Below are 23,856 nucleotides of genomic sequence, written 5' to 3' on the forward strand. Positions count from 1 at the left end.
TCTCCCATGTTCAAAGCCCGGGCGGCGCGCCTGCGCGCGCCGCCCCGTCTGCTACAATGCAGCCCATTTCAAGCCTTCAGGATACTGCGATGAGCCAGCCGCGCGTCAATGATGTCAAAGCCTTTCTCTTGGACCTGCAAGACCGCATTTGCGCGGCGCTGGAGCAGGCCGACGGCGGCGCTCAATTCGTCGAGGACGCCTGGCAGCGCCCGGGCGGCGGCGGCGGACGCAGCCGGGTCCTGACCAAGGGCGCGCTGTTCGAGCAGGCCGGCGTCAATTTCTCCCATGTCCACGGCGACGCGCTGCCCGCCTCCGCCACCGCCCACCGGCCGGAGCTGGCCGGCCGCGGCTTCCAGGCCATGGGCGTGTCGCTGGTGATCCATCCGGAAAACCCGCACATTCCCACCAGCCACGCCAATGTCCGCTTCTTCATCGCGGAAAAAGAAGGGGAAATGCCGGTATGGTGGTTCGGCGGCGGTTTCGACCTGACCCCGTTCTACCCGGTGGAGGCCGACGTGGTGCACTGGCACCGCGTGGCCCGCGACTTGTGCCTGCCTTTCGGCGAACAGGTCTACCCGGACTACAAGCGCTGGTGCGACGAGTATTTCTTCCTGAAGCACCGCCAAGAGGCGCGCGGCGTCGGCGGCCTGTTCTTCGACGATCTGAACGCCTGGGGCTTCGACTCCTGTTTCCGCTTCATGCAGGCGGTGGGCAAGGGCTTCACCGACGCCTACCTGCCCATCGTCGAGCGCCGCAAAGGCGATAGCTGGGGCCACCGCGAACGTCAGTTCCAGCTTTATCGCCGCGGCCGCTATGTTGAATTCAATCTGGTTTGGGACCGCGGCACCCTGTTCGGTCTGCAGTCCGGGGGACGCACCGAATCCATCCTGATGTCGATGCCGCCGCTGGCGCGCTGGGAGTACGATTATCAGCCGGAGCCGGGCAGCCCGGAAGCGGCGCTGACCGAGCGCTTTCTGGCCCCGCGCGACTGGCTGGCCTAAGCGCCGCGGCCAAGCCGGATGCCGCCGCTTTCTCCAGCCCGCACATGAGTTTAGCCAATCACAAGGACGGCGAAATCGGGTATCCTTGCGCAGCTGTCCATAATAATCCAATGACTATCCGTTCCGCATGAATCAACCCCATTTTTCGGCCGGGCGCTCCGGCCCCGCCGCCCGTCCCTGGCTGGAGCCGGCGCTGTGGCTGCTGTTCGCCGTCGTCTGGTTCGGCTCCCTCGGCTACCGCGGGCTGATTCACGCCGACGAGGGCCGCTACGCCACGCTGTCGCTGTCCATGTTGCACAGCGGCGACTGGATCACGCCGCGACTGAACGGCCTGCTGTATTTCGAAAAACCGGCGCTGCAATATTGGATGGGCGCGCTGAGTTTCGCCGCCTTCGGCGTCAACGAGTTCGCCGCCCGCTTCTGGCCCGGCCTGACCGGCTTTCTGACGGTGGCGATGTGCGGCTTCACCGCGCGCCGGCTGTGGGGCGTCGACGCCGGCCGCTACGCGGCGCTGGCCGCCGGCAGCTGCGCCTGGATCGTGGCCAACAGTCATTTCCTGTCTCTGGACATGGGCGTCAGCTTTTTCCTGACCGTGGCGCTGTGCGGCTTCCTGCTGGCCCAGCGCGACGACGCCGGCCCGCGCGAAACGCGCCACTGGATGTGGCTGACCTGGGCGGCGATGGCCGCCGCCACGCTGAGCAAGGGCTTGATCGGCCTGCTGATCCCCGGCGCCACCCTGGTCTTGTACAGCCTGCTCAACTGGCAATGGGGCTTCTGGAAACGCATGCACTGGCTGAGCGGCCTGGCGCTGTTCCTGCTTCTGACCGCGCCCTGGTTCATCCTGGTGTCCCAGCGCAATCCCGACTTCGCGCATTTCTTCTTCATCCGCGAGCACCTGGAGCGCTTCCTCACCACCGAGCACAAGCGCACCGGCGCGCCGTGGTATTTCGTGCCCTATCTGCTGCTGGGCCTGCTGCCCTGGACCAGCCTGCTGCCGGCGCTGTGCCGCGACGGCTGGCGCGAGCCGGGCGCGCGGCTGCGCGCCGGCCGCCTGCTGCTGATCTGGTCGGTCTTCATCTTCGCCTTCTTCAGCAAGTCCAGCTCCAAGCTGCCGTCCTACATCCTGCCGATGTTCCCGGCGCTGGCGCTGCTGCTGGCGCCCACGCTGCTGCGCATGCCGGCCGCCGCGCTGAAGAAGCACCTGCTGCCGGCGCTGCTGCTGTGGCTGGCCGCGCTTGGTCTTTACCCCTTCGTCGACCGTTTCGCGTCCGAGGACATCCCGCTCGGCGTGCTGCACGGCTTCGCCCATTTCGTCGTCGCCGCCGCGCTGCTGTTCCTGGTCTGCGCCGTCGTCGCCTGGCGTTTGCTGGGCCGCGAGCGCAAACTGGCCGCGCTGTGCTGGCTGGCCTTCGGCAGCCTGCTCGCCGTCAGCGTCGCCGCCGCCGGCCACGACAGCTACGGCCGGCTGAAGGGCAGCAAGGAAATCGTGCGCCAGATTCAGCCCTATCTGGGGCAGGACACCCCGGTGTTCTCGGTGCGCTATTACGATCAGACCTTCCCCTTCTACCTGGGCCGCCCGGTCACCCTGGTGCAGTTCGTCGACGAGTTCGAGTTTGGCGAAGGTCAGGAGCCGCAGCGCTGGATGCCGCGGCTGGAACAATTCGTCGCCGCCTGGAAGGCCGCGCCGCGCGCGCTGGCGATGACCGACCCCGCCACCTATCAGGAACTGCAAGCCCAGGGCCTGCCGATGCGGGTGGTCTACCAAGATCCGCGCCGCCTCGTCGTGGCCAAGCCGTGAAACCGCCAACCTTTGGACCCCTTCTAATATGAAGTTGATCGAATTCGGCCTGATTCTGCTCGGCGTGCTGCTCAACGCCGCCGCCCAGCTATGCTTGAAGGCCGGCGTGCGCCAAATCGGCCACTTTGACTTTTCCGCCGCCAACGTGTTGCCGATAGGCTGGTCGCTGGCCACCAATCTGCCCATCGTCGGCGGCCTGTCCTGCTACGTGGTCAGCGTGGTGGTCTGGATCATGGCGCTGTCGCGGGTGGAGGTCAGCATCGCTTATCCCATGCTGTCCATCGGCTACGTGGTCAACGCGCTGCTGGCCTATTGGCTGTTCGGCGAGGCCTTGAGCGCGCAGAAACTGATCGGCATCGGCGTCATCATCATCGGCGTGGTGCTGGTGGCACGTAGTTAAGGCTTATTTTTGCCACGGAAACACACGGAATGACACGGAAAATAAAACGCCCGCTCAGCAGCCGACAAGATTCAATGGCGCAAAACGAATTTGAATGACTGTTTTTGTCCGTGCATCTCCGTGTGCTTCCGTGGCTAATTTTCAGGGTTTGAATATGGATTTTCTACCGTTTACCCGCCCGGACATCGACGAAGCCACCATCGCCGCCGTCGGCGAGGTGCTGCGCTCCGGCTGGATCACCACCGGTCCCAAGTCCCGCCAACTGGAAGCCGAGTTGTCCGCCCATGTCGGCGGCCGCCCGGTGCGGGTGGTGGCCTCCGCCACCGCCGCGCTGGAAATGGCCTTGCAGGTGGCCGGCGTCGGCCCCGGCGACGAGGTGATCACCTGCCCGCTGAGCTGGGTGGCCACCGCCAACGTCATTCTCAAGGTGGGCGCCAAGCCGGTGTTCGTCGACGCCGACCGCGCCAGCCGCAATATCGATCTGGACCTGGCGGAACGGGCGATCACGCCGCGCACCCGCGCCATCATCCCGGTGGACTTGGCCGGCCTGCCGGTGGATCGCGACCGCCTGTACGACATCGCCAAGCGCCACCGTCTGCGCGTGGTGGAGGACGCCGCCCAGTCCATGGGCGCCAACTGGCGCGGCCGCCGCATCGGCAGCGACGGCGATCTGGTGTCCTTCAGCTTCCACGCCAACAAGAACATGACCAGCGGCGAAGGCGGCTGCCTGGTGCTGAACGACGAGAACGAGGCGCGCCTGTTCGAGAAGCTGCGGCTGCAGGGCGTGACCCGCCACGCCGACGGCGGCATGGACGTGGACGTGCTGGGCGGCAAGTCCAATATGACCGACATCGCCGCCGCCATCGGCCTGGGCCAACTGCCGCGGCTGGAAGGCTTCAACGCCCGCCGCCGCGAACTGGCCGCGCTGTATTTCCGCCATTTCGACCGCGAGCTGGGCTGCGAGCTGCCGCTGGAGGACATGGCCCAGAGCAACTGGCATATGTTCCAGCCGCTGCTGCCGCTGGATCGGATGAGCATGGACCGCGGCGAATTCATCGCCCGGATGAAAGACCTGGGCATAGGCGTGGGCGTGCACTACCCCGCCATGCATTTGTTCACCCTGTTCCGCGAGATGGGCTTCCAGCCGGGCGACTTCCCTGTGGCGGAAGACATCGGCCGCCGCACCGTCACCCTGCCGCTGTTCCCGGCCATGGCCGACGAGGACGTGGAACGCGTGTGCGCTGCCGTGAGCGGCGTGCTGAAGCCCGTGCTGAGCGTATAAAACATTATGAAAAGCGTAATCGATCTTTCCGTCGTCATCCCGGTATACAACGAGCAGGACGTGCTGCCGGCGCTGTTCGACCGCCTCTACCCGGCGCTGGACGCGCTGGGAGTACGTTATGAAGTCGTCTTCGTCAACGACGGCAGCCGCGACAAGAGCCCGGCCATGCTCGCCGCGCAGTTCGACCTGCGCCCGGACGTGACCCGGGTAGTGCTGTTCAACGGCAATTTCGGCCAGCATCGCGCCATCCTGGCCGGCTTCGAATACAGCCGAGGCGAGCGGGTGGTGACGCTGGACGCCGACTTGCAGAACCCGCCGGAGGACATCAAGCTGCTGCTGGCGGAAATGGACAAGGGACACGACTACGTCGGCTCCATCCGCCGCCAGCGCAACGACAGTCTGTGGCGCCATCTGGCCAGCCGCGCGATGAACCGCCTGCGCGAGAAGCTGACCCGCATCAAGATGACCGACCAGGGCTGCATGATGCGCGCCTACAGCCGCCGCATCATCGACACCATCAATCAGTGCAACGAACTGCACACCTTCATCCCGGCGCTGGCCTATCAGTTCGCGCAGAACCCGACCGAAGTCACCGTCGGCCATGAAGAGCGCTTCGCCGGCGAATCCAAGTATTCGCTGTACAGCCTGATCCGCCTGAACTTCGACCTGATGACCGGCTTCTCCATCGTGCCGCTACAGCTGTTCTCGCTGCTGGGCATGCTGGTTTCCGCCGGCTCCGGCGTGCTGGTGGTCTATCTGGTGCTGCGCCGCCTCATCGTTGGACCGGAAGTGGGCGGCCTGTTCACCCTGTTCGCCATCGCCTTCTTGCTGATCGGCATCGCGCTGTTCGGCATCGGCCTGCTTGGCGAATACATCGGCCGCATCTACCAGGAAGTGCGGGACAGGCCGCGCTATGTGATCGGCGCGGTGCTGGAGCAAAAGGACAAGCCATGAAAGCCGTGGTCTTCGCTTATCACAATGTCGGCGTGCGCTGCCTGAAGGCGCTGATCGGCGGCGGCGTGGAAGTGGCGCTGGTGGTCACCCACCGCGATAATCCCAAGGAAAACATCTGGTTCGCCAGCGTGGAGCAAGTCGCCCGCGACTACGGCATTCCGGTGATCACCCCGGACGACCCGAACACGCCGGAAACGCTGGCCCAAGTGCAGGCCGCGCGGCCGGACTTCCTGTTCTCTTTTTATTACCGCCACATGCTGAAGGCCCCGCTGCTGGAATCCGCGGCGCGCGGCGCCTTCAATATGCACGGCTCGCTGCTGCCCAAATACCGCGGCCGGGTGCCGATCAACTGGGCCATCATCCACGGCGAAACCGAAACCGGCGCCAGCTTGCACGTGATGAACGTCAAACCGGACAACGGCCCCGTCGTCGACCAGATGGCGGTGCCCATTCTGCCGGACGACAACGCCGACGAAGTGTTCGCCAAGGTCACCGTGGCCGCGGAAATGGTGCTGGCCCGCAGCCTGCCGGCCCTGCTCGCCGGTCAGACCGAGTTCCGCCGGCAGGACTTGAGCCAGGGCGGCTATTTCGGCGGCCGCAAGCCGGAAGACGGCCGCATCGATCCGCGGGCCGGCGCCGCCCAGCTGCACAACTTCGTGCGCGCGCTGACCCACCCGTTCCCGGGCGCCTTCGCCGACACCGAAGGCGGACGGCTGGTGATCTGGAAAACCCTGCGCGCCGGCGGCCACGGCCAGCAATTGCAAGCGGCCCGGCTACACTCAGAACACGGCGCGCTGTGGCTGGACGCCGTGGACGGCGGCCGCCTGAAGGTTCTGTCCGCCACGCTGGACGGCGCGGCGCTGGATCCGGCGACGACACTGGCGCTGACGCTGGCCTGAGGCGGCGGACTCACGGAATACACATGCAAATCACAGCTCCCTTCCGGGGGGCGATGAAGGAAATCTCAATGAAAAAAGTACTGATCCTCGGCGTCAACGGCTTCATCGGCCACCACCTGACCAAGCGCATCATCGAAACCACCGACTGGCACATCTACGGCATGGACATGCACGATGACCGCGTGGCCGAGTGGAAAGATCATCCGCGCTTCCACTTCTTCGAAGGCGACATCACCATCAACAAGGAGTGGATCGAGTACCACGTGAAGAAGTGCGACGTGGTGCTGCCGCTGGTGGCCATCGCCACCCCGTCCACCTATGTGAACAATCCGCTGCGCGTGTTCGAACTGGACTTCGAAGCCAACCTGCCCATCGTGCGCCAGTGCGTGCAGTACAAGAAACATCTGGTGTTCCCGTCCACCTCGGAAGTCTACGGCATGTGCCATGACGAAGAGTTCGACCCGGAAAACTCCGAGCTGATCTGCGGCCCGATCAACAAGCCGCGCTGGATTTACTCCTGCTCCAAACAGCTGATGGACCGCGTGATTCACGCCTACGGCATGCAGGAAGGCCTGAACTACACCCTGTTCCGCCCGTTCAACTGGATCGGCGGCGGCCTGGACAACATCAACACGCCGAAGGAAGGCTCCAGCCGCGTGATCACCCAGTTCCTGGGCCACATCGTGCGCGGCGAGACCATCAAGCTGGTGGACGGCGGCCATCAAAAGCGCGCCTTCACCTATGTGGACGACGGCATCAGCGCGCTGATGAAGATCATCGAAAACCAGGACGGCAAGGCTTCCGGTCAGATCTACAATATCGGCAACCCGGCCAACAACTACTCCATCCGCGAACTGTCCTCGATGATGCTGGACCTGGCCCGCGTCTACCCGGAATACCAGCTGAACGCCGACAAGGTGAAGATTGAGGAAACCACCTCCGGCGCTTACTACGGCAAAGGCTATCAGGACGTGCAGAACCGCGTGCCCAAGATCGCCAACACCATGGCGGACCTGGACTGGAAACCGAGCGTGACCATGGCCGACGCGCTGCGCGGCATCTACGACTACTACCGCGACCAAGTAGCAGCCAGCCGCGACCTGTCCGAGTAAGCGGCTCCCGGCGCCAGGCGAGATAGAAAGCCCGGCGCCGGTTTCAGAGATACCCCATGAAAAAACTCGCCCTTAAAATCGACGTCGACACCTGGCGCGGCACCCGCGACGGTGTGCCGCGGCTGATGCACATGCTGCAGCAGCATCACGCCAAGGCCACGTTTTTGTTCAGCCTGGGCCCGGACCACACCGGCCGCGCAATCAAACGGGTGTTCCGTCCCGGCTTCCTGTCCAAGGTGTCGCGCACCTCGGTGGTGGAGCACTACGGCATCCGCACCCTGCTCTACGGCACCGTGCTGCCCGGCCCGGACATCGGCAAGCGCGAGGCGGAACTGATGCGCGAAGTGCGCGCGCAGGGCTTCGAGGTCGGCATTCACACCTGGGACCACATCAAGTGGCAGGATTACGTCGCCGGCAAGGACGCCGCCTGGACCCGCGCCGAAATGCGCAAGGCGGCCGAGCGCTTCGAACAGATCTTCGGCGAGCCGGCGCGCACCCACGGCGCGGCCGGCTGGCAGATCAACGACGCAGCGCTGGCCTATGAGCGCGAACTGGGCATGCTTTACGCGTCCGACGGCCGCGGCAGCCACCCCTTCCAGCCGGTGGACGCCGCCGGCCAGCCCCTGGGCGTGCCGCAGCTGCCCACCACGCTGCCGACGCTGGACGAATTGATAGGCCTGGACGGCCTCACCGCCGACAACGTCCATCACCATATCCTGGCGCTGACCGAAGAAGCGCCGGCCACCGGCCATGTGTACACCCTGCACGCCGAGCTGGAAGGCCTGCGTCTGGGCTATACCTTCGAGCATCTGCTGGTGGGCTGGCAAGCCCAGGGCTATCAGCTGTGCAGCTGCATCGAGCTGTTCAGCAGCCTGGACGCGGCCGCGCTGCCCGCCGGCCGCGTGGTGATGGGAGAGATTCCCGGCCGCAGCGGCACGCTGGCGCTGCAAGCCTAAGAACCAGTGCTCTATCTTTTAGGGCTGAAACGATAGCCCACCCAGCCGCCGCCCGGTTTCATTTCCCGGCCGGCGGCGTCTGCGTGGCCAGTTGGTCCAGCATCGCGCGCAAAGCGTCCATGCGCTCCTCCAAGCCTTCCGCGCCGCCCTGCAACAGCATGCCCTCCAGTTCCCGCGCCAATTCCGCCAGCTCGGGCTGCTCCATGGTCAAGGCCGCGCCGGAGATCCGGTGCAGATGCTGGCTGGCCGTGGACCAGTGAGCGTGCTGGACCGCCCGCACCGCCTGGCGGTAATCGCGCTCGTTATGCTCGATGAACATCTGCCATAGACCGCTGACCTGGGGCGGAGATTCGACGGCCTCGGAGACCGGCGCCGCGTCCGGCAGCCACATGAGCAAGATATGCTGCAAATCCCTGAGCCGCAGGGGCTTGACCAGCACGCCGTTCATGCCGCTGTCCATGCACCGTTCCCGGTGCAGATCGTCATTGGCCGCGGAAATCGCCACGATGGGCAGCAAGACGCCGCCCTCCTCGCGCTCCCATGCGCGGATGCGCCGCGTCGCCTCGTAACCGCTGATGTCCGGCAGGCTGCAGTCCATCAGGATCAAGCGCACCTCCGGGTGTTCCTTCAGGATGGACAAGCTGCTCATGCCGGTGCTGGCCACCGTGGCGCGGCAGCCCAATTGGCGCAGCTGCTCGCAAATCATCAGCTGATTGGCCGGATGGTCTTCTACCACCAGCACCAGCTGCCCCTGCCCCACCGCCTGCGGCGGGCCGGAGGCTTCTTCCTCCGCCGCCTCCTTGACCAGCGCCGGCCCCAAACGCACCGGCAGCTTGATGGTGAGAATGGTCCCGGACGCGCCGTCGCTGTCCAGCGTGATGCGCCCCTGCATCAACTCCACCAAACGCTTGCAGATGCTCAGCCCCAGCCCCGAACCGCCGAACTTGCGGGTGGCGACGGAATCCGCCTGCACGAAAGCGTCGAAAATATTCTTCTGCGCCGCCAGCGGCACGCCTATGCCGGTGTCTATCACCTGGCACACCAGCACGCCGCGCTTGCGGCTTGATTTTCCGCGGCGCAAGTCCGCCTTCAACGTGACCGTGCCCTTGTCGGTGAACTTGATCGCGTTGGACATCAGATTGTGCAGCACCCGCTGCAAATGCGAAGCGTCCAGCCAGAAGGCGCGCTCCGGCAGTGCATGGACGTAGCGCAGCTCCAGCCCCTTCATCTTGGCCGCCAAGGCGTACAGCCTGACCTGGTCTTCCAGAATGGAGCCGACGTTGACGAAGGACGGGTCCAGGCTTTCCTGGCCCGCGTCCAGCCGCGAGGCGTTGAGAATATTGTTGAGCAGTTGCAGCAGGCTGCTGGCCGCCAGATTGGATTGCAGCACCAGCTCCCGCTGTTTCTCGCCCAAGGACATGGTCTGCAGCAGTTCGCCGGCGGCGATGATGGCGTTCATCGGCGTGCGGATTTCATGACTGACCACCGCCAGAAACTCGCTCTTGGCCGCTTCGCCCGTCCTCGCCTTGCGCAGCAGCAAGGTGGTGGTGCGTATCACCAGCAGCAGGACGAAGAACAGCAGCACCAGCAGGGTGCCTTCGCCGGCGTAACTCCTGAACACGCTGGAGACGGACGGCCGCGGCGCCACTTGCTCCTCCCAGGCGGAGCGGGCGGCGTCGACGTCGTCGGCCGACATCGTGTCCAGACTGCGCCGCAGGATGGCGTAGAGCAAGGGCTGATGCTTGCTGACCCCCATCCGGTAAATGGCGTAATAGCCGGGCAGCGCGCCGGAGCTGCTCAGATCGGGGAAGCGGTAATTCAGCAGGAAGCGCGCATAGCTTTCCGGCACCAGGCCGATGTCCGCCCTCCGGTCCTGGATCGCCAGCAAGGCCTGAGTGGGCGTCTCCGCCGCCACCAGGTCCGGGTTGGCGTGATCGCCCAACAGCCAGGAGCGCGAGTTGTCGTTGAAGATGAAGGCGAGCTTGCGCCCGTGCAGATTGTCGTGGTTGAACACCACCGGGTAGTCGCGGCGCGTGATCGCCATCAAGGGCTGCGAGGAATACGGCTGGGTGAAGTAGTAATTCTTGTTCAGGTTCAGTTCGCCGATCGCGTCCTGATTGATGCTGGCCAGCATCATCGCCCGCCCATTGCCGCTGGCCTCGATCAGGGCCTGCGCCGAATGCACTTGCACGATATTGAAGCGCAAACCGCTTTTCTCGCTGACGTATTGCAGGAAAAAAGCCTCGACCCCCTTGTAATGGACGTTGCTGTTCTTGCGCTTGGCCGCCGGTTTGGACCTGAGCACGTACACGTCCACCACCGGATTCCGGCTGACCCAGGCCTCTTCCTCCCGGCTCAGCGGGATCTTGCTGCCCTGGTCGGCGCAAGCGGACAAAACGCCGCACAGGACGAGCAGGCCGCTCAAATGTTGAAATCGCACCGCTACTCCAATTTGGAGTTCAATAAAAACAACTCCCTGTCCGTATTGATGCCCAGTTTCTGGAAAGCCGCTTTTTTCTGAGTGCTGACCGTCTTGATGCTGCGCGAGAACTTCTCCGCGATCTGGCTGGTGCTCATGCCGTCCAGACAGCAGCGCACCACCTCGCGCTCCCGCGGCGACAAACGCGCATACGGGTCCAGCGTCCGCCCCTCCTCCAGCTTGATGTCGCCCGACAGCAAGAGATTCATCTCGCTCATCATCTTGACGGTCAGGTACACCCGCCCGGCATAAACGCTGTGGATGGCGCCCGCCAGCGCGTCCACCGGCTGCGACTTGCTGAAAAAACCCCTGGCGCCCGCGCGCAGCATCAGATTGACCGTTCCCACCAGGTCCACCGACGACAGCACCAGGACTTTGCACTCCGGATAACGGACATTGATGGACTGAATCAGGTTCAGCCCGTCCACCTCGTTGCTGCCCAGGGAGAAATCCATCAACAAGACATCCGGCAGCCGCTTGCGGAAAACCGCCAGCAACTGGGTGCTCTGCGCGAAACTGCCGACAATCTCGAACTCCGGGTATTGCTTGAGCTTGGCCTCCAGCCCCACCCTGACCACGTCATGGTCATCCAGAATCATCAGCGATATTCTTTTTCTCATGCCGTTCTCGTTAAAGTTGACCAATTCGCTTCCCGCCGCATCCCCTGTCCCGGCGGAACGCCTTGGGGCCGCGCCTAATCGCCCGCGCCGCGCGCGCTCCACTCCTCCGGCGCCTGCCGCGCCAGCTCTATATAGCGCGACGGTGCCATCGGGCGGTACAGGCCGAAGCCCTGGCCGGTCTCGCAGCCCATCTCCCGCAAGGCCTTGACGTGGCGCGTGCTCTCCACGCCCTCGGCCACCACCTGCAGATTCAACTCCTTGCCCAGCAGGATGGAGGAGCGGACGATTTCATAATGCCGCGAGCTCTCCAGCATCGAGGCGACGAATAATTGATCAAGCTTCAAGGACGAAAACGGCATGGCGGACAACATCTTCAGCGAGGAGATGCCTATGCCGTAATCGTCGCAGGCAATGTCGAAACCATTGGCGCGCAGCTGGTTCAGCGCCACCATCAAATCGAGTCCGATTTCCGGCTCCAGGTTTTCCGTCAGCTCGATCACCAGCAGCGAGCGTTCCAGCTTGGTCTTGTCCCAGCGCATGGTGATCTCGCGCACGAGATTGGGCGACGCCAGGGTGGCCGCCGACGCGTTGATGGAAATCGGCAAGCGCACGCCCTTCGCGTTCAGCGCCTGCTGGGTGGAGATCACCCCGCTGAGCACATGGAAGAACAGCAGCAGATCCAGCCCCAGCTTGCTCACCACCGGCAGAAACACCGATGGCCGGATATTGCCCCGCGTCGGGTGCATGCAGCGCGCCAGCGCCTCGGCGCCGACCACCACCCCGTCGCTCAAGCGCACCTGCGGTTGCAGGTCTATCGAGATATTGCCTTTGGAGCACAAGGCCTCGATCACCTCCTGCTCGCTGAAGGGCCGGGTTCCCAAGCGTCCCGGCACGCCGTTGACTCTGGCCGCCTCGGCCATGGCCGCGCGCGCCAGTTCAACCTGGCGCAAAAACTGCGCGCATTCGCCGTCGTCCATGGTCGGATGCGCCGCCCAGACGTAGTTGAAGCCGGCCTCGCGCGCCAGCCTGACGTGCGACTCCTGCAACAGCTTGCCCGCGGCGCTGTGCCACAACAGCATGGGCGCGTCGGCCAGTTCGCCGCGACGCACGCCGGCATGCACCTTGGCGATCAATTCGGCGCCGCCGCCGTCCGGCATCTGAATATCGCACACCAGCAAATCCACCGGCTCGCGCAGCAATTGCTGTTCCGCCTCGCGAATATGGCCGCAATGGCGAATATTGCGAATGCCGGCCTGCGACAGCATGCGCTGAAGGCGCTCATTGTCCCGCGATGATCCGGACACCACCATGACATTAAGATTTTCCATGGATTCCCTACCATTTGGAATACCGACAGCTGAATATCCGCCATGCCCGCGTTGGCGCGCTGTCACGTTTCAACATCCCAAAAAGCATACGATTGATCAGCTTAATTTCCGGAATTGCTTTAGCTAATTCGATAATGACAATGTGGCGGCACATTGCCGGAAGGACGCGGCCAAGGTCAATGAATCTAAAAAAATCATTCAAGGCCGAAAACCCGGTCCGGCAAGCGTCTCCGCCCTCGCCCGGCAGCGGCGGGAAACCACGCTGCCGCTGCCGCTTAATTGACATCGCCAAGCAAGATCCGTCATTCAATGAGCCGGCCATATCGGTTCAATTCACAGCGCGCAGCACACCCGCGCGTCCTATGGTCATCGTTCCGGAGACGCCTGCTCGGGTGTGGAATCAAACTGAATCACGCCGTTCTATTTAGGGCTTGTAGACGCCATGATAAGAAAATCCGCTGAAATCAAATATAGGATTTATCTTAAAAACAAATCCAATTGTCATTTTTGTTTTTTAAATATATTTACAATATAAAAACAGGAATCAATTAAACATTAAAAACCGGCATCATCACGAATGGAAAGCGTCAAACGCGCACGCGGACTCCAAGCGGCATGGTCAAACGCGGCCGGCAATGGATTGGGAAAGGGAAACAATAAGCGCCTGCGAGCAAGCGCAAGACCAGGCCTTATGGCGCAGCAAGCGGAATCACAAGGAGGGAATGGGCATGGCTAAGCTGAACTCGCCGTGCAAGGCTTTATCCGCGCAGCGGACTTTGAACAGCTTAGCGCAGGACCAGGCGGCAACGCCCCCTGGCCTGAAATCTGGCGGACGGTTTCGCGCCGGGCCTCTAGCCCGGCGCGGCAAGACTCCGCGGGCGGTCAGCCGCGCTTGTTCAGGCGCAGGGTCAGGGTCAACTCGCCCTCGCCGTCGTTCTGCGACTGAATATTCTTCAACGTGATGCCCGTGGGCAGCAGCACGCTGATGCCGTGGCCGACACCGTACTTGGACAGGGTTTTTTCCAGCTGCCGCGCCATGCCCTTGGCCGGCAGCTTCGCCTCCTCGTCCAGCGCGAAGCCGTAGGATTCGGCGGCGGAGCCCATGGCCTGGTCCACCTGCTCGCGCGGCACGAACTTCTCGGCGGCGCTGGCCAGTTGGCGGGCCGACACGTCTTCCTCGCTGCTCACCAGATTGAGGAATTCATCCTTGAAACGCGCCTGTTGCAGCGGGTCCTCTATCTCCTCCGACAGCTGCTCCACCACGCTGGCCATCATCTTGCTGCTGGACGCCTTGTCCGGCACCCGCATCGCTTTCAGGAAATCGTCCAGCCAGAACTTGGCCTCGCGGCTGAGCCGGTCCACCGCGTAGACCGTGGGGCCGTGCTCCAGGATCAGCGCGCCCTTGTCGATCAAGCGCGGATTGATGCCGGACGCGTGGCTGATGTCGAACACGTCGCCGGACTCCACCACGGTAAGGAAGTCGTCGCGGATTTCGGACTTGAACACCCCCAGCGCGCGCAGTTCGCGATCGCCGTCGTTGAGACCGGAAAACAGGATCACCAGCAGATCGCCGGCGTTGATGTTGGGATGCTGCGAACGCGCGTACAAATGCTTGGCGATGCGCTGGGACACCGCCAGGAAATCCAGCTCGCCGCGGAAGAACTGCCGGGTGTAATGGTAGATTTCGTTCAGATTCAGGTCGGACTCATGGAAAAACTGATGCTGGCGCTTGTCCGACACGATGTTCTTCAGATAACCGCCCAGCAACAGCGAGGACACTTCCTCGTCCACGGAGCTGGCCCGCTCGGACAGGCGCGCGCCCTCGCCGCGCGCGGCATTGCCCACCCGGTGCACCACCAGCCGCTCCACCCTGCATTCGCCAATCGCCAACATTTCCGCGCTCCCGCCTAAAAATCGAATGCGCGATTATTGCCACTGCGCCCGGGCTTGGCAACCGCGAAAGCGGCCGGCTATTCCGGCAAGGCCAGCGGATCGTCGGTCAGGGAGTCCGCCAGAAAGTCCATCAGCAGCCGAACCTTGGGCGACAGCTGGCGGTTATGCGGCGTCAAAGCCCAGATGCCCTCTTCCGGCTCGCGGTAATCGGCCAGCACCTCGATCAGCTCGCCGCTGCTCAAATAGGCGGCGACGTAGTAATCCGGCAATTGCGCCAGCCCCAGGCCCAGCCGCGCCGCGTGCGCCAGCGCGTGGCCGCTGTTGCAGCGCAAGCTGCCCTTGATCCGCACCTGCCGCCTGCGGCCGCCGTCCAGCAGATGCCAGTGCTCGCCGCTCAAAGACAGGCAGTTGTGGCGCTCCAGGTCCGCCGGTTCCAAGGGCGCGCCGCAGCGCTCCAGGTAGGCCGGCGCGGCGCAGACATGGTGCCGGCGCGAGGCCAGCCGCCGCGCCATCAGCGTGGAGTCGCTCAGATGGCCGATGCGGATCGCCAGATCGTAACCGTCCTGCACCAGGTCCAGCACCTCGTTGGACAGGTTCAAGCTCGCCTCCAGCTGCGGATGGCGTTGCAGGAAACGGGTCAACAGCGGCGCGATATGGCTTTGGCCGTAAGCCAGCGGCGCGGTCAGCTTGAGCTTGCCCTGCGGCTGCGCCTGATGGCGCGAGATCGCCTGTTCCGCCTCCTCCAGCGAATCCAGCAGCTGCCGGCAGTGGCGCAGATACAACGCGCCGATCTCGGTCAGCGCCTGATGGCGGGTGGTCCGGTACAGCAATTTGGCGCCCAAGCGCTGCTCCAGCTGCGTGACCTGGCGGCTGACCTGGGCGACGGAAATGCCCAGCGCCAGGGCCGCCTTGGTGAAACTGCCCTGTTCCGCCACGCTGACGAATTCGCAGATGCCTTCCCAACCCAGCATTATTCCACCTCGGAAAAAATCATTTACCAATTGCCACGATTATCTATTCAAACCCGAGAAATACAATCAAAGTTTTGCCGTCGCCCGGCCTATGGCCCGCGGCGGCTATCCAACACCAAGGAGGGCTCATGAGCCAGGACATCATCAAGTGCAAGGCCGCCGTGGCCTGGGCCGCCGGCCAGCCGCTGAGCATAGAAGAAGTGGAAGTGCAGCCGCCGCGCGCCGGCGAGGTGCGGGTGAAGATGGTGGCCACCGGCGTCTGCCACACCGACGCCTTCACCCTGTCCGGCGAAGACCCGGAAGGCGTGTTCCCCTGCATCCTGGGCCATGAAGGCGGCGGCGTCGTCGAATCCGTCGGCCCCGGCGTCAGCAGCGTGGCGGTGGGCGATCACGTGATCCCGCTGTACACCCCGGAATGCCGCGAGTGTAAATTCTGTCTGTCCGGCAAGACCAATCTGTGCCAGAAGATCCGCGCCACCCAGGGTAAGGGCCTGATGCCGGACGGCAGCACCCGCTTCTCCAAGGACGGCAAGCCCATCTATCACTATATGGGCACGTCCACCTTCGCCGAATACACGGTGCTGCCGGAAATCTCGCTGGCCAAGGTTAATCCGGCCGCGCCGCTGGAAGAGGTCTGCCTGCTGGGCTGCGGCGTCACCACCGGCATGGGCGCGGTGATCAACACCGCCAAGGTCAAGGCCGGCGACAGCGTGGCCATCTTCGGCCTGGGCGGCATCGGCCTGTCCGCCATCATCGGCGCGCGCATGGCCGGCGCCGGCCGCATCATCGGCATCGACATCAACGAGAGCAAGTTCGAGCTGGCGAAAAAGCTGGGCGCCAGCGATTGCGTCAACCCCAACGATTTCGATAAGCCCATCCAGGACGTGATCGTGGACATGACCGACGGCGGCGTCGACTTCTCCTTCGAATGCATAGGCAACGTCAAGGTGATGCGCGCGGCGCTGGAGTGCTGCCACAAGGGCTGGGGCGAATCGGTGATCATAGGCGTGGCCGGCGCCGGGCAGGAAATCTCCACCCGCCCGTTCCAGCTGGTCACCGGCCGGGTATGGCGCGGCTCCGCCTTTGGCGGCGTGCGCGGCCGCAGCGAGCTGCCGGACTACGTGGAGCGTTATCTGAAGGGCGAATTCCGCCTGGACGACTTCATCACCCACACCATGCCGCTGGAGCGCGTCAACGAAGCCTTCGATCTGATGCACGAGGGCAAGAGCATCCGTTCCGTGATCCATTACTGAGCCGGAGAGCCGCGTGAACCTGGAAAACATCAGCGCCAACAAATCGTTTGGCGGCTGGCATCGGCAGTATCTGCATGATTCGACGACGCTGGGCTGCCGGATGCGCTTCGCCGTCTACCTGCCGCCGCAGGCCGGCGCCAACCGGCGCGTGCCGGTGCTGTACTGGCTGTCCGGCCTGACCTGCACCGACGAGAACTTCATGCAAAAGGCCGGCGCGCAACGCGTCGCCGCGGAACTGGGAATGGCCATCGTCGCGCCGGACACCAGCCCGCGCGGCGCGGAGGCGGCGGACGACGAAGCTTTCGATCTGGGCCAGGGCGCCGGCTTTTACCTGAACGCCACCCAGGCGCCGTGGGACCGTCACTACCGGATGTACGACTACGTCAGCCAGGAACTGCCGGCGCTGATCGAGGCCAACTTCCCCGTCACCGGGCTGCGCGCGGTGGCCGGCCACTCCATGGGCGGCCACGGCGCGCTGATCTGCGCGCTGAAGCGGCCGCAGGACTATGTCTCGGCATCGGCGTTCAGCCCCATCTGCCACCCGGTCAACGCGCCCTGGGGGCAGAAGGCTTTCGCCGCCTATCTGGGCGAAGACCGCGCCGCCTGGGAAGCCTGGGACGCCAGCCTGCTGCTCAAGCACGCGCCGCGGCAACTGCCCCTGCGCGTGGACATTGGTCTGGCCGACAGCTTTCTGGACGTGCAATTGCAACCTGAGGCGCTGGAGAAGGCGGCGCGGGCCTGCGGCTACCCGCTGGAACTGCACCGCCACGCCGAGTACGACCACAGCTATTACTTCGTCGCCAGCCTGATCGAGGAGCAGTTGCGCTTCCACGCGCGCCACCTCGGCTTGTGAGACGGCGGAACGCAAAAAAGCCAGGCAGAGCCTGGCTTTTTTGTTGAATCTGGTGGAGGGAGAAGGATTCGAACCTTCGAAGGCAGAGCCGTCAGATTTACAGTCTGATCCCTTTGACCGCTCGGGAACCCCTCCAGAGAGAGGCGGATAATATAGCTCCGCGGCGACGGCGTCAATCACCTGCGTGCAATCCCCTCCGCCGACGCGCCGTCTCCAGCCGCGGATTTGGCAAATCTGCGCGCGCGGACGCTCAAGCGCGCCAAGAAAGCGCGCCGTGCCATTGGCATGATCTCGCCATCGGGGACACGCCCCGACATACGGAGACAAGCCATGCAGACCCTTTCTCTCGCCGCCCTGTGCCTGAGCCTGGCCGCCGCCTTGCTGGCGCAGCCGGCTCTGGCCGCGCCCAAGCTGCAAAAAGCACCGCACCAGGCGCAAGCCCGGCCGAAACAAGCGCCGCCGCCGCGGCAATGGCAACAGCGTCCGCCAAGCGACGCTCAATCCCGCTACCAGTTGCCGGACGACCGCACGGTGATCGGCAAGCCCAAAAGCAAGCTGATCCGACGCGCCGCCGTCGCGCAATGCCCGGATGTCGGCGCCATGGCCGGCTACAGCGGCGCGGCCTTGGCCAACTACCTGGCCGGCCTGCCCGACTACACCTGCACCTACGGCCTGTTCTCGCTGGACAGCAAGCTGGCCGCCACGCTTTACAGCGCGGCCAATCTCAACGCCGTCGCCGGCCGCTTCGCTCAGGAGGCCGCCGCCTACAACGCCGGCTCCATGGCCCTGGTCAACCTCACCCTCTACCTGCGCGCCGGCTACTACCTGGCCAGCGGCGGCGCCTTGCCGGCGCTGGACCCCAATCTGCTCGCCGTGCTGCGTCCCGGCATCAAGCAACTGGCCGACGGCAACGCGCTGTTCTCCGCCAACGCCCAGGCCTCCACCACCGCCGGCGAGGTGATGAAGCTGATCACCAATATGGCGGACGAGGCCTATTACCTGCCCAGCATGCGCGCCATCGTGCAGCGCTACACCAATAGCGCCAGCCAGCCCAACGCCGCCCAGTCCCTGCGCGAAACCACCGCCAACCAAGGCTTCACCGGCGCGCTGACCGTGTTCTTCTACGCCCACGGCCGCGCCAACGCCGCGCCGCTGCTGCAGAACGACGGCAGCTATTCGGCGGCGCTGACCCGCTTCGCCCTGTCCAACAAGAGCAGCCTGCTCGGCACCGAAAGCGCCTTCCAGCTGGGCGACGCCACCCGCGAAGGGCTGCGCTTCATGCAATACCCGGCGCTGAAGCCGGCGATCAAGCCGCAAGCCCAGGCCATACTGTCCGGCAGCAGCATGAGCGGCAACGACAATGAGCTGTGGCTGGCCGCCGCCGAAGCGGTCAAGTATTACGACGCCGCCAACTGCGCCGACTACGGCACCTGCAATTTCGAAACCCGGCTCGCCGACGCCATCCTGGTCAACCGCTACACCTGCAGCGCCAGCATCCGCATCCGCGCCCAGGAAATGAGCGCCGAGCAACTGCAGTCCTCCTGCGCGCTGCTGCAAAAAGAAGAGTCCTATTTCCATCAGATGCTGCAGACCCGCAAGCAGCCAGTGGCCAACGACAACAACAGCTCGCTGGAAGTGGTGGTGTTCGACGACTACAACAACTACGCCAAATACGCCTCCATAATCTACGGCATCAGCACCGACAACGGCGGCATGTATCTGGAAGGCGACCCGGCCGCGGCCGGCAACCAGGCGCGCTTCATCGCCCACGAAGCCTCCTGGCTGCGCCCCGCCTTCAAGGTCTGGAACCTGGAGCACGAATACATCCACTACCTGGACGGCCGCTTCGACATGTACGGCGACTTCGGCACCAGCACCCGTCTGCCCACGGTCTGGTGGATTGAAGGGCTGGCCGAATACCTGTCGCTGGGCAACGGCAACCAGCCGGCCATCGACGCCGCCCGCAGCGGCAACTACACCTTGAGCCAGATCTTCGGCAACACCTACGACATGACGGACTACGTGACCCGCGCCTATCGCTGGGGTTATATGGCCACCCGCTTCATGATGGAGCGCCACCGCGGCGACGTGGACGGCTTCCTCGCCCGCTTCCGCAGCGGCGATTACAACGGCTACCGCAGCCAGATCCAGCTGATAGGCAGCCGCTACGACGCCGAGTTCGCCAGCTGGGCGCAAAGCGCCACCACCGCCGGCCAGCCGCCCTTGCCGTCCGACCCCGGCCTGCCGCCGTGCAAGGAGGCTTCGCCCAGCTATCTGGGCAAGAACTGCTCCATCGGCGGCCTTTCCGCCTCCGCGTCCGGCGCGGCCTACGCCACCATCCTGCTGCCGGCCGGCGCGCGCAACCTCAAGCTGTGGACCAGCGGCGGCAGCGGCGACGTCGATCTCTACGTGGCGCTGGACCGCTACCCGACGCCCGGCAATTACGACTACGCGTCCGCCGTCGCCGGCAACGAGGAAAGCGTGGCCATCGCCGCGCCGCAAACCGGCCGCTGGTACTACCTGACGCTGCAGGCGCGTCAGCCCTTCGCCAACGTCACGGTCAGCGCCAGCTACGACTAAGAGTCCGTTTACGATCTGCGGCGCGGGGCCTTACGCGGTGAGTACGGCTTTGAAATGCTCATGTGCCGTTTGCACATCCCGCTTTCTCGGCGGTTCTCGCCTTGCCCCGCCCTCGCTCGCGAGACCGTGAGCAGGCTCCCAGGCCGGTTCAAAGCCCGGCGCCCGCCTCGCCAAACCAAGCCGCCGCGGCCCGTCCGCGGCGGACTTGCAAAATGGGTTGAATTAATGCATTTTGTTTTCAAACAATGCTTAATGAATGACATCAAGATTGGATAGCCCGGTCCGCCTCAGGCGGCCGGCTGTTTCCTTGGAGCGCAACACACCGTAAACCGCTTAAAAGGCCGCCCGCCATGTCCATGCCGCCGCAACGCCCCTACATCGTCAGCGATCTGAACGCCATGCAGGCGATGGCGGCCTTGTTCGATCAGTTGCCCGACGTGGTGTTCGCGGTCAAGGACCTGGACAGCCGCTACCTGGCCTTGAGCGAGGGCTGCGTCGGCCGTTGCGCGCTGCGCAACAAATGGCAGGCGGAAGGCAAGACCGCGCACGAACTGTTTCCCAGCGCCATGGCCAACCGCTACCGCAGCCAGGATTTACAGGTGTTCTCTGAACGGCGGCCGGTGCGCAACCGGCTGGACCTCACCGTCTACCACGACCGCGCGCCCGGCTGGTGCCTGACCAACAAGCAATCGCTGCACGACCCGGACGGCCGCCTGCTCGGACTCGTCTGCATCTCCAAAGACCTGACCGAACTGACCCGCGAAAAACTGCTGGACGAGCGCTTCGCCGCCTGTGTCGATCACATCCAGACCCATTTCGACCGCCCCTTGCACCTGGAGGAGCTGTGCGATCTGTCCGGCCTCAGCGTCGGCCAGATGGACCGCCGCATGAAGCGGGTGTTCCAGGCCAGCGTCGGCGAATTCATCCGCCGCACCCGGATGGAAGCCGCCTGCCACGCCATCCAGCACAGCGGCCGGCCGCTGGCCGACATCGCCGCCAGCTGCGGCTTTTCCGATCAAAGCGCGCTGACCCGGCTGTGCCGGCAAATGTTCGGCCTCAGTCCGCGCCAATTGCGGCTGCGGACGCCGCCCGCCGCGGCGGCCATGGGCGCGGCCGCCTGGGCCGCCAGCCCCTGACCAGGCCGTAGCGCGACGGACCTCGCACGGGTTCCCGGAACGGGTTCACGGTCTCGCAAGCTAAGGCGAGACAAGGCGAAAACCGCTGAAGGAGCGGAGCGCGCATACGGCGCGTAAGCATTTCGTAGCCGGTTTCAACGCCCTTTATCTATCCATTCCGCCAACGCGCAGCAGACATTGAACAGCTTCTCAGACCCCGCCCCGCCAGGCCGCCACCGTCGCCACGCTCTGCCAGGCCGCGCGCAGAATGCGCTCGCAGGCCGCGAACGGCGCCTTGCCGCCGTCCAGCATCCCGTACATGCCCTCGAACAAGCGCACCAGGAACTCCGCGGCGATGCCCACCTCGATATCCCGCGGCAGCTCGCCCTGGGCGATGGCGCGCCGCAGCTGGCGGCGCACATAGTGCATGGTGGCGCGGTCCATCAGTTCGCGGCGGCGCAGGATGCCGCGGTTCTCCCGGTTGCGCTCGCACTTGTGGTACAGAAACTCCGTCACCCGCTGCGCCGGCCCCGGTTCGTGGAACTGGCGCAGGTAATACATGCCCACCGCCACCAGGGTCTCGCCCGCCGACGCCCGCTCCGCCGGGAAACGCAGCGCGTCCAGTTCAAACACGCGGTCCACCATGGCCCGGCACACTTCCATCTTGTTGTCGTAATGCCCGTAGACCGCGCCGCGCGACACCCCCGCCTCGTCGGCGATTTGCGCCATGGTGGCGTTGGCCACGCCCTGCCGCAGAAACACCCGCTCCGCGCCGTCCAGGATCGCGTCCCGGGTTTTTTGCGATTCTTCCTTGGTTTTCCTGGCCATATCCGCCTCTGAACTTTTCCCCGAATGCTACCTCAAAGGATTAATTAATCAAGCGTGATTGATTAATTAAACGGACGACACTCGACGCGCTCAAGGCAAGGCGCGCCGGCCTGGCGTCCCTCGATCTTTTGAAACTCTTCTTAGGCACTACCCATGTCACACACAACGACAAACCACCGCGATCTGGACACGTTGCCGGTGTCCAAACTGTTCTGGCAATACACCATTCCCTCCCTCGCCGGCATGCTGGCCACCGGCCTTTACGTGGTCATAGACGGCATCTTCGTCGGCCACTTCGTCGGCAGCCACGGCCTGGCGGCCATCTCGCTGGCCTACCCGCTGGTGATGATGCAAGTGGGCCTGGGCGCCATGCTGAGCATGGGCGCGGCCACCCGCATCGCCATTTTGCAAGGCGGCGGCGACTATGATCGCGCGCGCTCCACCCTGCTGGCGGCGCTGGCGCTGCTGGCCCTGATCAGCCTGGCCATCCCGCTGCTGGGCCTCACTTATCTGGACACCCTGCTGCAATGGCTGCAAGCCGACAAGCAGCCTATCGTGATGGCGGAAGCGCGCAACTACCTGCAATGGATGCTGGGCGGCGCGCTGTTCACCATGGGCCAGATGGTGGCCACCTATCTGCTGCGCAACGACGGCCGCCCGCGGCTGGCCACGCTGCTGATGGTGATAGGCTCGCTGTTGAACGTGGTGTTCAATTACCTGTTCGTCGGCGTGTTCAAGCTGGGTCTGGCCGGCTCGGCCCAGGCCACCTTGCTGTCCGAATCGGTGGTGATGCTGGGCGGCCTCGGCTATTTCTTCACCCGCCACGCGCGGCTGCGCCTGCGCTTGACGCACCTGCGGCTGGACTGGCGCTGCTGCGGCCCCGTCCTGGCGCTGGGCCTGTCCAGCCTGCTGATGGAGTTCAATCTGGCCTTGCTGATGTTCGCCCACAACTTCCAGCTGCTGCGCTGGGGCACGGACCTGAGCGTGGCCGCCTACGCCACCGCCGGCTACAGCGAGGCCTTGTTCACCCTGGTGGTGCACGGGCTGGCGGTGGGCCTGCAGCCGCTGCTCAGCCACTCCACCGGCGCCGGCCGGCCGGAACGCACCCGCGAAGCGCTGCGCTACGGCCTGCGCGTCACCCTGCTGCTGGGGTTCACCGCGCTGGCGGCGGTGCAATTGTTCCCCACCCTGATCGTGCGCATGTACAACAGCGAAGACCTGGCGCTGATCGCCGCCGGCAGCCACGCGCTGCGCCTGCACTTGCTGGCCATGCCCTTCGACGGCCTGGTGATCATCGGCATTCTCGCGCTGCAGGCGATGGCGATGACGCGGGCGGCGCTGCTGCTGACCATAGGCAAGACCCTGTTGCTGCTGCCGGCCTTGTGGCTGTTGCCGCTGTGGCTGGCGCTGGACGGCGTCTGGCTGGCGATGCCGCTGGTCAATCTGCTGCTGGGCACGGCCGCCGCACTGGCCTTGTGGAGCGCCTTGCGCCGGCTGAAACGCGAAGAGAAGCCGGCGACCGCGGCCTGATCGC

The 23,856-nt window shown here is 64.6% G+C and carries 19 protein-coding genes and 1 tRNA gene; 13 read left to right on the forward strand and 7 right to left on the reverse strand.

From position 1 onward, the window contains the following. Nucleotides 1-89 precede the first annotated feature (89 nt). The 8 genes from hemF (at nucleotide 90) to AB1Z25_RS19850 (ending at nucleotide 8,402) form a co-directional block, all read left to right on the forward strand. The gene (gene hemF / locus AB1Z25_RS19815) at nucleotides 90-1,001 is read left to right on the forward strand and encodes an oxygen-dependent coproporphyrinogen oxidase (protein WP_486636004.1); all 912 of its coding nucleotides are present in this window, start codon (nucleotides 90-92) and stop codon (nucleotides 999-1,001) included. Nucleotides 1,002-1,128: 127 nt separating this feature from the next. Then, nucleotides 1,129-2,799, forward strand: coding sequence for a phospholipid carrier-dependent glycosyltransferase (locus AB1Z25_RS19820; protein WP_486636005.1), 1,671 nt, complete (start codon nucleotides 1,129-1,131; stop codon nucleotides 2,797-2,799). Nucleotides 2,800-2,827: 28 nt separating this feature from the next. Then, entirely contained in the window at nucleotides 2,828-3,199 is a 372-nt protein-coding gene (locus AB1Z25_RS19825; RefSeq protein ID WP_107800792.1) for an SMR family transporter, read from the forward strand. A 154-nt stretch (nucleotides 3,200-3,353) separates the two neighbouring features. After that, nucleotides 3,354-4,481 carry a DegT/DnrJ/EryC1/StrS family aminotransferase gene (locus AB1Z25_RS19830; protein WP_227105349.1) on the forward strand — a complete coding sequence of 376 codons (1,128 nt, stop codon included), beginning with the start codon at nucleotides 3,354-3,356 and terminating at the stop codon, nucleotides 4,479-4,481. Between the two features lie 6 nt (nucleotides 4,482-4,487). After that, nucleotides 4,488-5,435 (forward strand): glycosyltransferase, encoded by a 948-nt coding sequence (locus tag AB1Z25_RS19835; protein ID WP_107800794.1) that lies wholly within the window; start codon nucleotides 4,488-4,490, stop codon nucleotides 5,433-5,435. Continuing rightward, on the forward strand, nucleotides 5,432-6,334 hold the full coding sequence (locus AB1Z25_RS19840; protein WP_486636006.1) for a formyltransferase: 903 nt from the start codon (nucleotides 5,432-5,434) through the stop codon (nucleotides 6,332-6,334). The genes AB1Z25_RS19835 and AB1Z25_RS19840 overlap by 4 nt, the downstream gene beginning before the upstream one ends. A 68-nt stretch (nucleotides 6,335-6,402) precedes the next feature. After that, a complete protein-coding gene (locus tag AB1Z25_RS19845; RefSeq protein WP_486636007.1) occupies nucleotides 6,403-7,446 on the forward strand; it encodes a bifunctional UDP-4-keto-pentose/UDP-xylose synthase in 1,044 nt (347 codons plus the stop codon). 56 nt (nucleotides 7,447-7,502) lie between these two features. Continuing rightward, a complete protein-coding gene (locus AB1Z25_RS19850; RefSeq protein ID WP_107800797.1) occupies nucleotides 7,503-8,402 on the forward strand; it encodes a 4-deoxy-4-formamido-L-arabinose-phosphoundecaprenol deformylase in 900 nt (299 codons plus the stop codon). Between the two features lie 58 nt (nucleotides 8,403-8,460). Here the strand turns inward: AB1Z25_RS19850 and AB1Z25_RS19855 are convergent, their stop codons facing one another. From AB1Z25_RS19855 to AB1Z25_RS19875, 5 genes are all read right to left on the reverse strand, one after another. Continuing rightward, complete coding sequence (locus AB1Z25_RS19855; RefSeq protein ID WP_486636008.1) at nucleotides 8,461-10,842, reverse strand: ATP-binding protein; 2,382 nt, start codon at nucleotides 10,840-10,842, stop codon at nucleotides 8,461-8,463. Between the two features lie 2 nt (nucleotides 10,843-10,844). Then, nucleotides 10,845-11,501 (reverse strand): response regulator transcription factor, encoded by a 657-nt coding sequence (locus AB1Z25_RS19860; RefSeq protein ID WP_146176722.1) that lies wholly within the window; start codon nucleotides 11,499-11,501, stop codon nucleotides 10,845-10,847. Nucleotides 11,502-11,575: 74 nt separating this feature from the next. After that, nucleotides 11,576-12,829 carry an EAL domain-containing response regulator gene (locus AB1Z25_RS19865; RefSeq protein ID WP_227105357.1) on the reverse strand — a complete coding sequence of 418 codons (1,254 nt, stop codon included), beginning with the start codon at nucleotides 12,827-12,829 and terminating at the stop codon, nucleotides 11,576-11,578. Between the two features lie 882 nt (nucleotides 12,830-13,711). Beyond that, the gene (locus AB1Z25_RS19870) at nucleotides 13,712-14,722 is read right to left on the reverse strand and encodes a nucleoid-associated protein (RefSeq protein WP_227105359.1); all 1,011 of its coding nucleotides are present in this window, start codon (nucleotides 14,720-14,722) and stop codon (nucleotides 13,712-13,714) included. A 77-nt stretch (nucleotides 14,723-14,799) separates the two neighbouring features. Further along, complete coding sequence (locus tag AB1Z25_RS19875; RefSeq protein ID WP_235086081.1) at nucleotides 14,800-15,693, reverse strand: LysR substrate-binding domain-containing protein; 894 nt, start codon at nucleotides 15,691-15,693, stop codon at nucleotides 14,800-14,802. Nucleotides 15,694-15,821: 128 nt separating this feature from the next. Between AB1Z25_RS19875 and AB1Z25_RS19880 the strand changes: the two genes are divergently transcribed. Both AB1Z25_RS19880 and fghA read left to right on the forward strand, forming a co-directional pair. Next, nucleotides 15,822-16,946 (forward strand): S-(hydroxymethyl)glutathione dehydrogenase/class III alcohol dehydrogenase, encoded by a 1,125-nt coding sequence (locus AB1Z25_RS19880; protein ID WP_486636009.1) that lies wholly within the window; start codon nucleotides 15,822-15,824, stop codon nucleotides 16,944-16,946. A 19-nt stretch (nucleotides 16,947-16,965) separates the two neighbouring features. Beyond that, the gene (gene fghA, locus AB1Z25_RS19885) at nucleotides 16,966-17,799 is read left to right on the forward strand and encodes an S-formylglutathione hydrolase (protein WP_486637354.1); all 834 of its coding nucleotides are present in this window, start codon (nucleotides 16,966-16,968) and stop codon (nucleotides 17,797-17,799) included. A 50-nt stretch (nucleotides 17,800-17,849) separates the two neighbouring features. On the opposite strand, the gene AB1Z25_RS19890 is transcribed toward fghA, so the two are convergent. Beyond that, nucleotides 17,850-17,934, reverse strand: a tRNA-Tyr gene (locus AB1Z25_RS19890). Between the two features lie 195 nt (nucleotides 17,935-18,129). Between AB1Z25_RS19890 and AB1Z25_RS19895 the strand changes: the two genes are divergently transcribed. Then, on the forward strand, nucleotides 18,130-20,379 hold the full coding sequence (locus AB1Z25_RS19895; protein ID WP_486636010.1) for a M9 family metallopeptidase: 2,250 nt from the start codon (nucleotides 18,130-18,132) through the stop codon (nucleotides 20,377-20,379). Between the two features lie 350 nt (nucleotides 20,380-20,729). Then, nucleotides 20,730-21,515 carry a PAS domain-containing protein gene (locus AB1Z25_RS19900; protein WP_486636011.1) on the forward strand — a complete coding sequence of 262 codons (786 nt, stop codon included), beginning with the start codon at nucleotides 20,730-20,732 and terminating at the stop codon, nucleotides 21,513-21,515. Between the two features lie 189 nt (nucleotides 21,516-21,704). Here the strand turns inward: AB1Z25_RS19900 and AB1Z25_RS19905 are convergent, their stop codons facing one another. Then, a complete protein-coding gene (locus AB1Z25_RS19905; protein WP_486636012.1) occupies nucleotides 21,705-22,322 on the reverse strand; it encodes a TetR family transcriptional regulator in 618 nt (205 codons plus the stop codon). Nucleotides 22,323-22,475: 153 nt separating this feature from the next. Between AB1Z25_RS19905 and AB1Z25_RS19910 the strand changes: the two genes are divergently transcribed. Beyond that, nucleotides 22,476-23,852 (forward strand): MATE family efflux transporter, encoded by a 1,377-nt coding sequence (locus AB1Z25_RS19910; RefSeq protein WP_227105367.1) that lies wholly within the window; start codon nucleotides 22,476-22,478, stop codon nucleotides 23,850-23,852. Nucleotides 23,853-23,856: the final 4 nt, after the last annotated feature.

The sequence above is a fragment of the Chromobacterium sp. HL1 genome, assembly GCF_057418835.1.

Excerpts from the sequence above, each read along its gene's own strand:
- hemF (WP_486636004.1), top strand. The coding sequence starts at position 90 with ATGAGCCAGCCGCGCGTCAATGATGTCAAAGCCTTTCTCTTGGACCTG.
- AB1Z25_RS19820 (WP_486636005.1), top strand. The coding sequence starts at position 1,129 with ATGAATCAACCCCATTTTTCGGCCGGGCGCTCCGGCCCCGCCGCCCGT.
- AB1Z25_RS19825 (WP_107800792.1), top strand. The coding sequence starts at position 2,828 with ATGAAGTTGATCGAATTCGGCCTGATTCTGCTCGGCGTGCTGCTCAAC.
- AB1Z25_RS19830 (WP_227105349.1), top strand. The coding sequence starts at position 3,354 with ATGGATTTTCTACCGTTTACCCGCCCGGACATCGACGAAGCCACCATC.
- AB1Z25_RS19835 (WP_107800794.1), top strand. The coding sequence starts at position 4,488 with ATGAAAAGCGTAATCGATCTTTCCGTCGTCATCCCGGTATACAACGAG.
- AB1Z25_RS19840 (WP_486636006.1), top strand. The coding sequence starts at position 5,432 with ATGAAAGCCGTGGTCTTCGCTTATCACAATGTCGGCGTGCGCTGCCTG.
- AB1Z25_RS19845 (WP_486636007.1), top strand. The coding sequence starts at position 6,403 with ATGAAAAAAGTACTGATCCTCGGCGTCAACGGCTTCATCGGCCACCAC.
- AB1Z25_RS19850 (WP_107800797.1), top strand. The coding sequence starts at position 7,503 with ATGAAAAAACTCGCCCTTAAAATCGACGTCGACACCTGGCGCGGCACC.
- AB1Z25_RS19860 (WP_146176722.1), bottom strand. The coding sequence starts at position 11,501 with ATGAGAAAAAGAATATCGCTGATGATTCTGGATGACCATGACGTGGTC.
- AB1Z25_RS19865 (WP_227105357.1), bottom strand. The coding sequence starts at position 12,829 with ATGGAAAATCTTAATGTCATGGTGGTGTCCGGATCATCGCGGGACAAT.
- AB1Z25_RS19870 (WP_227105359.1), bottom strand. The coding sequence starts at position 14,722 with ATGTTGGCGATTGGCGAATGCAGGGTGGAGCGGCTGGTGGTGCACCGG.
- AB1Z25_RS19875 (WP_235086081.1), bottom strand. The coding sequence starts at position 15,693 with ATGCTGGGTTGGGAAGGCATCTGCGAATTCGTCAGCGTGGCGGAACAG.
- AB1Z25_RS19880 (WP_486636009.1), top strand. The coding sequence starts at position 15,822 with ATGAGCCAGGACATCATCAAGTGCAAGGCCGCCGTGGCCTGGGCCGCC.
- AB1Z25_RS19895 (WP_486636010.1), top strand. The coding sequence starts at position 18,130 with ATGCAGACCCTTTCTCTCGCCGCCCTGTGCCTGAGCCTGGCCGCCGCC.
- AB1Z25_RS19900 (WP_486636011.1), top strand. The coding sequence starts at position 20,730 with ATGTCCATGCCGCCGCAACGCCCCTACATCGTCAGCGATCTGAACGCC.
- AB1Z25_RS19905 (WP_486636012.1), bottom strand. The coding sequence starts at position 22,322 with ATGGCCAGGAAAACCAAGGAAGAATCGCAAAAAACCCGGGACGCGATC.
- AB1Z25_RS19910 (WP_227105367.1), top strand. The coding sequence starts at position 22,476 with ATGTCACACACAACGACAAACCACCGCGATCTGGACACGTTGCCGGTG.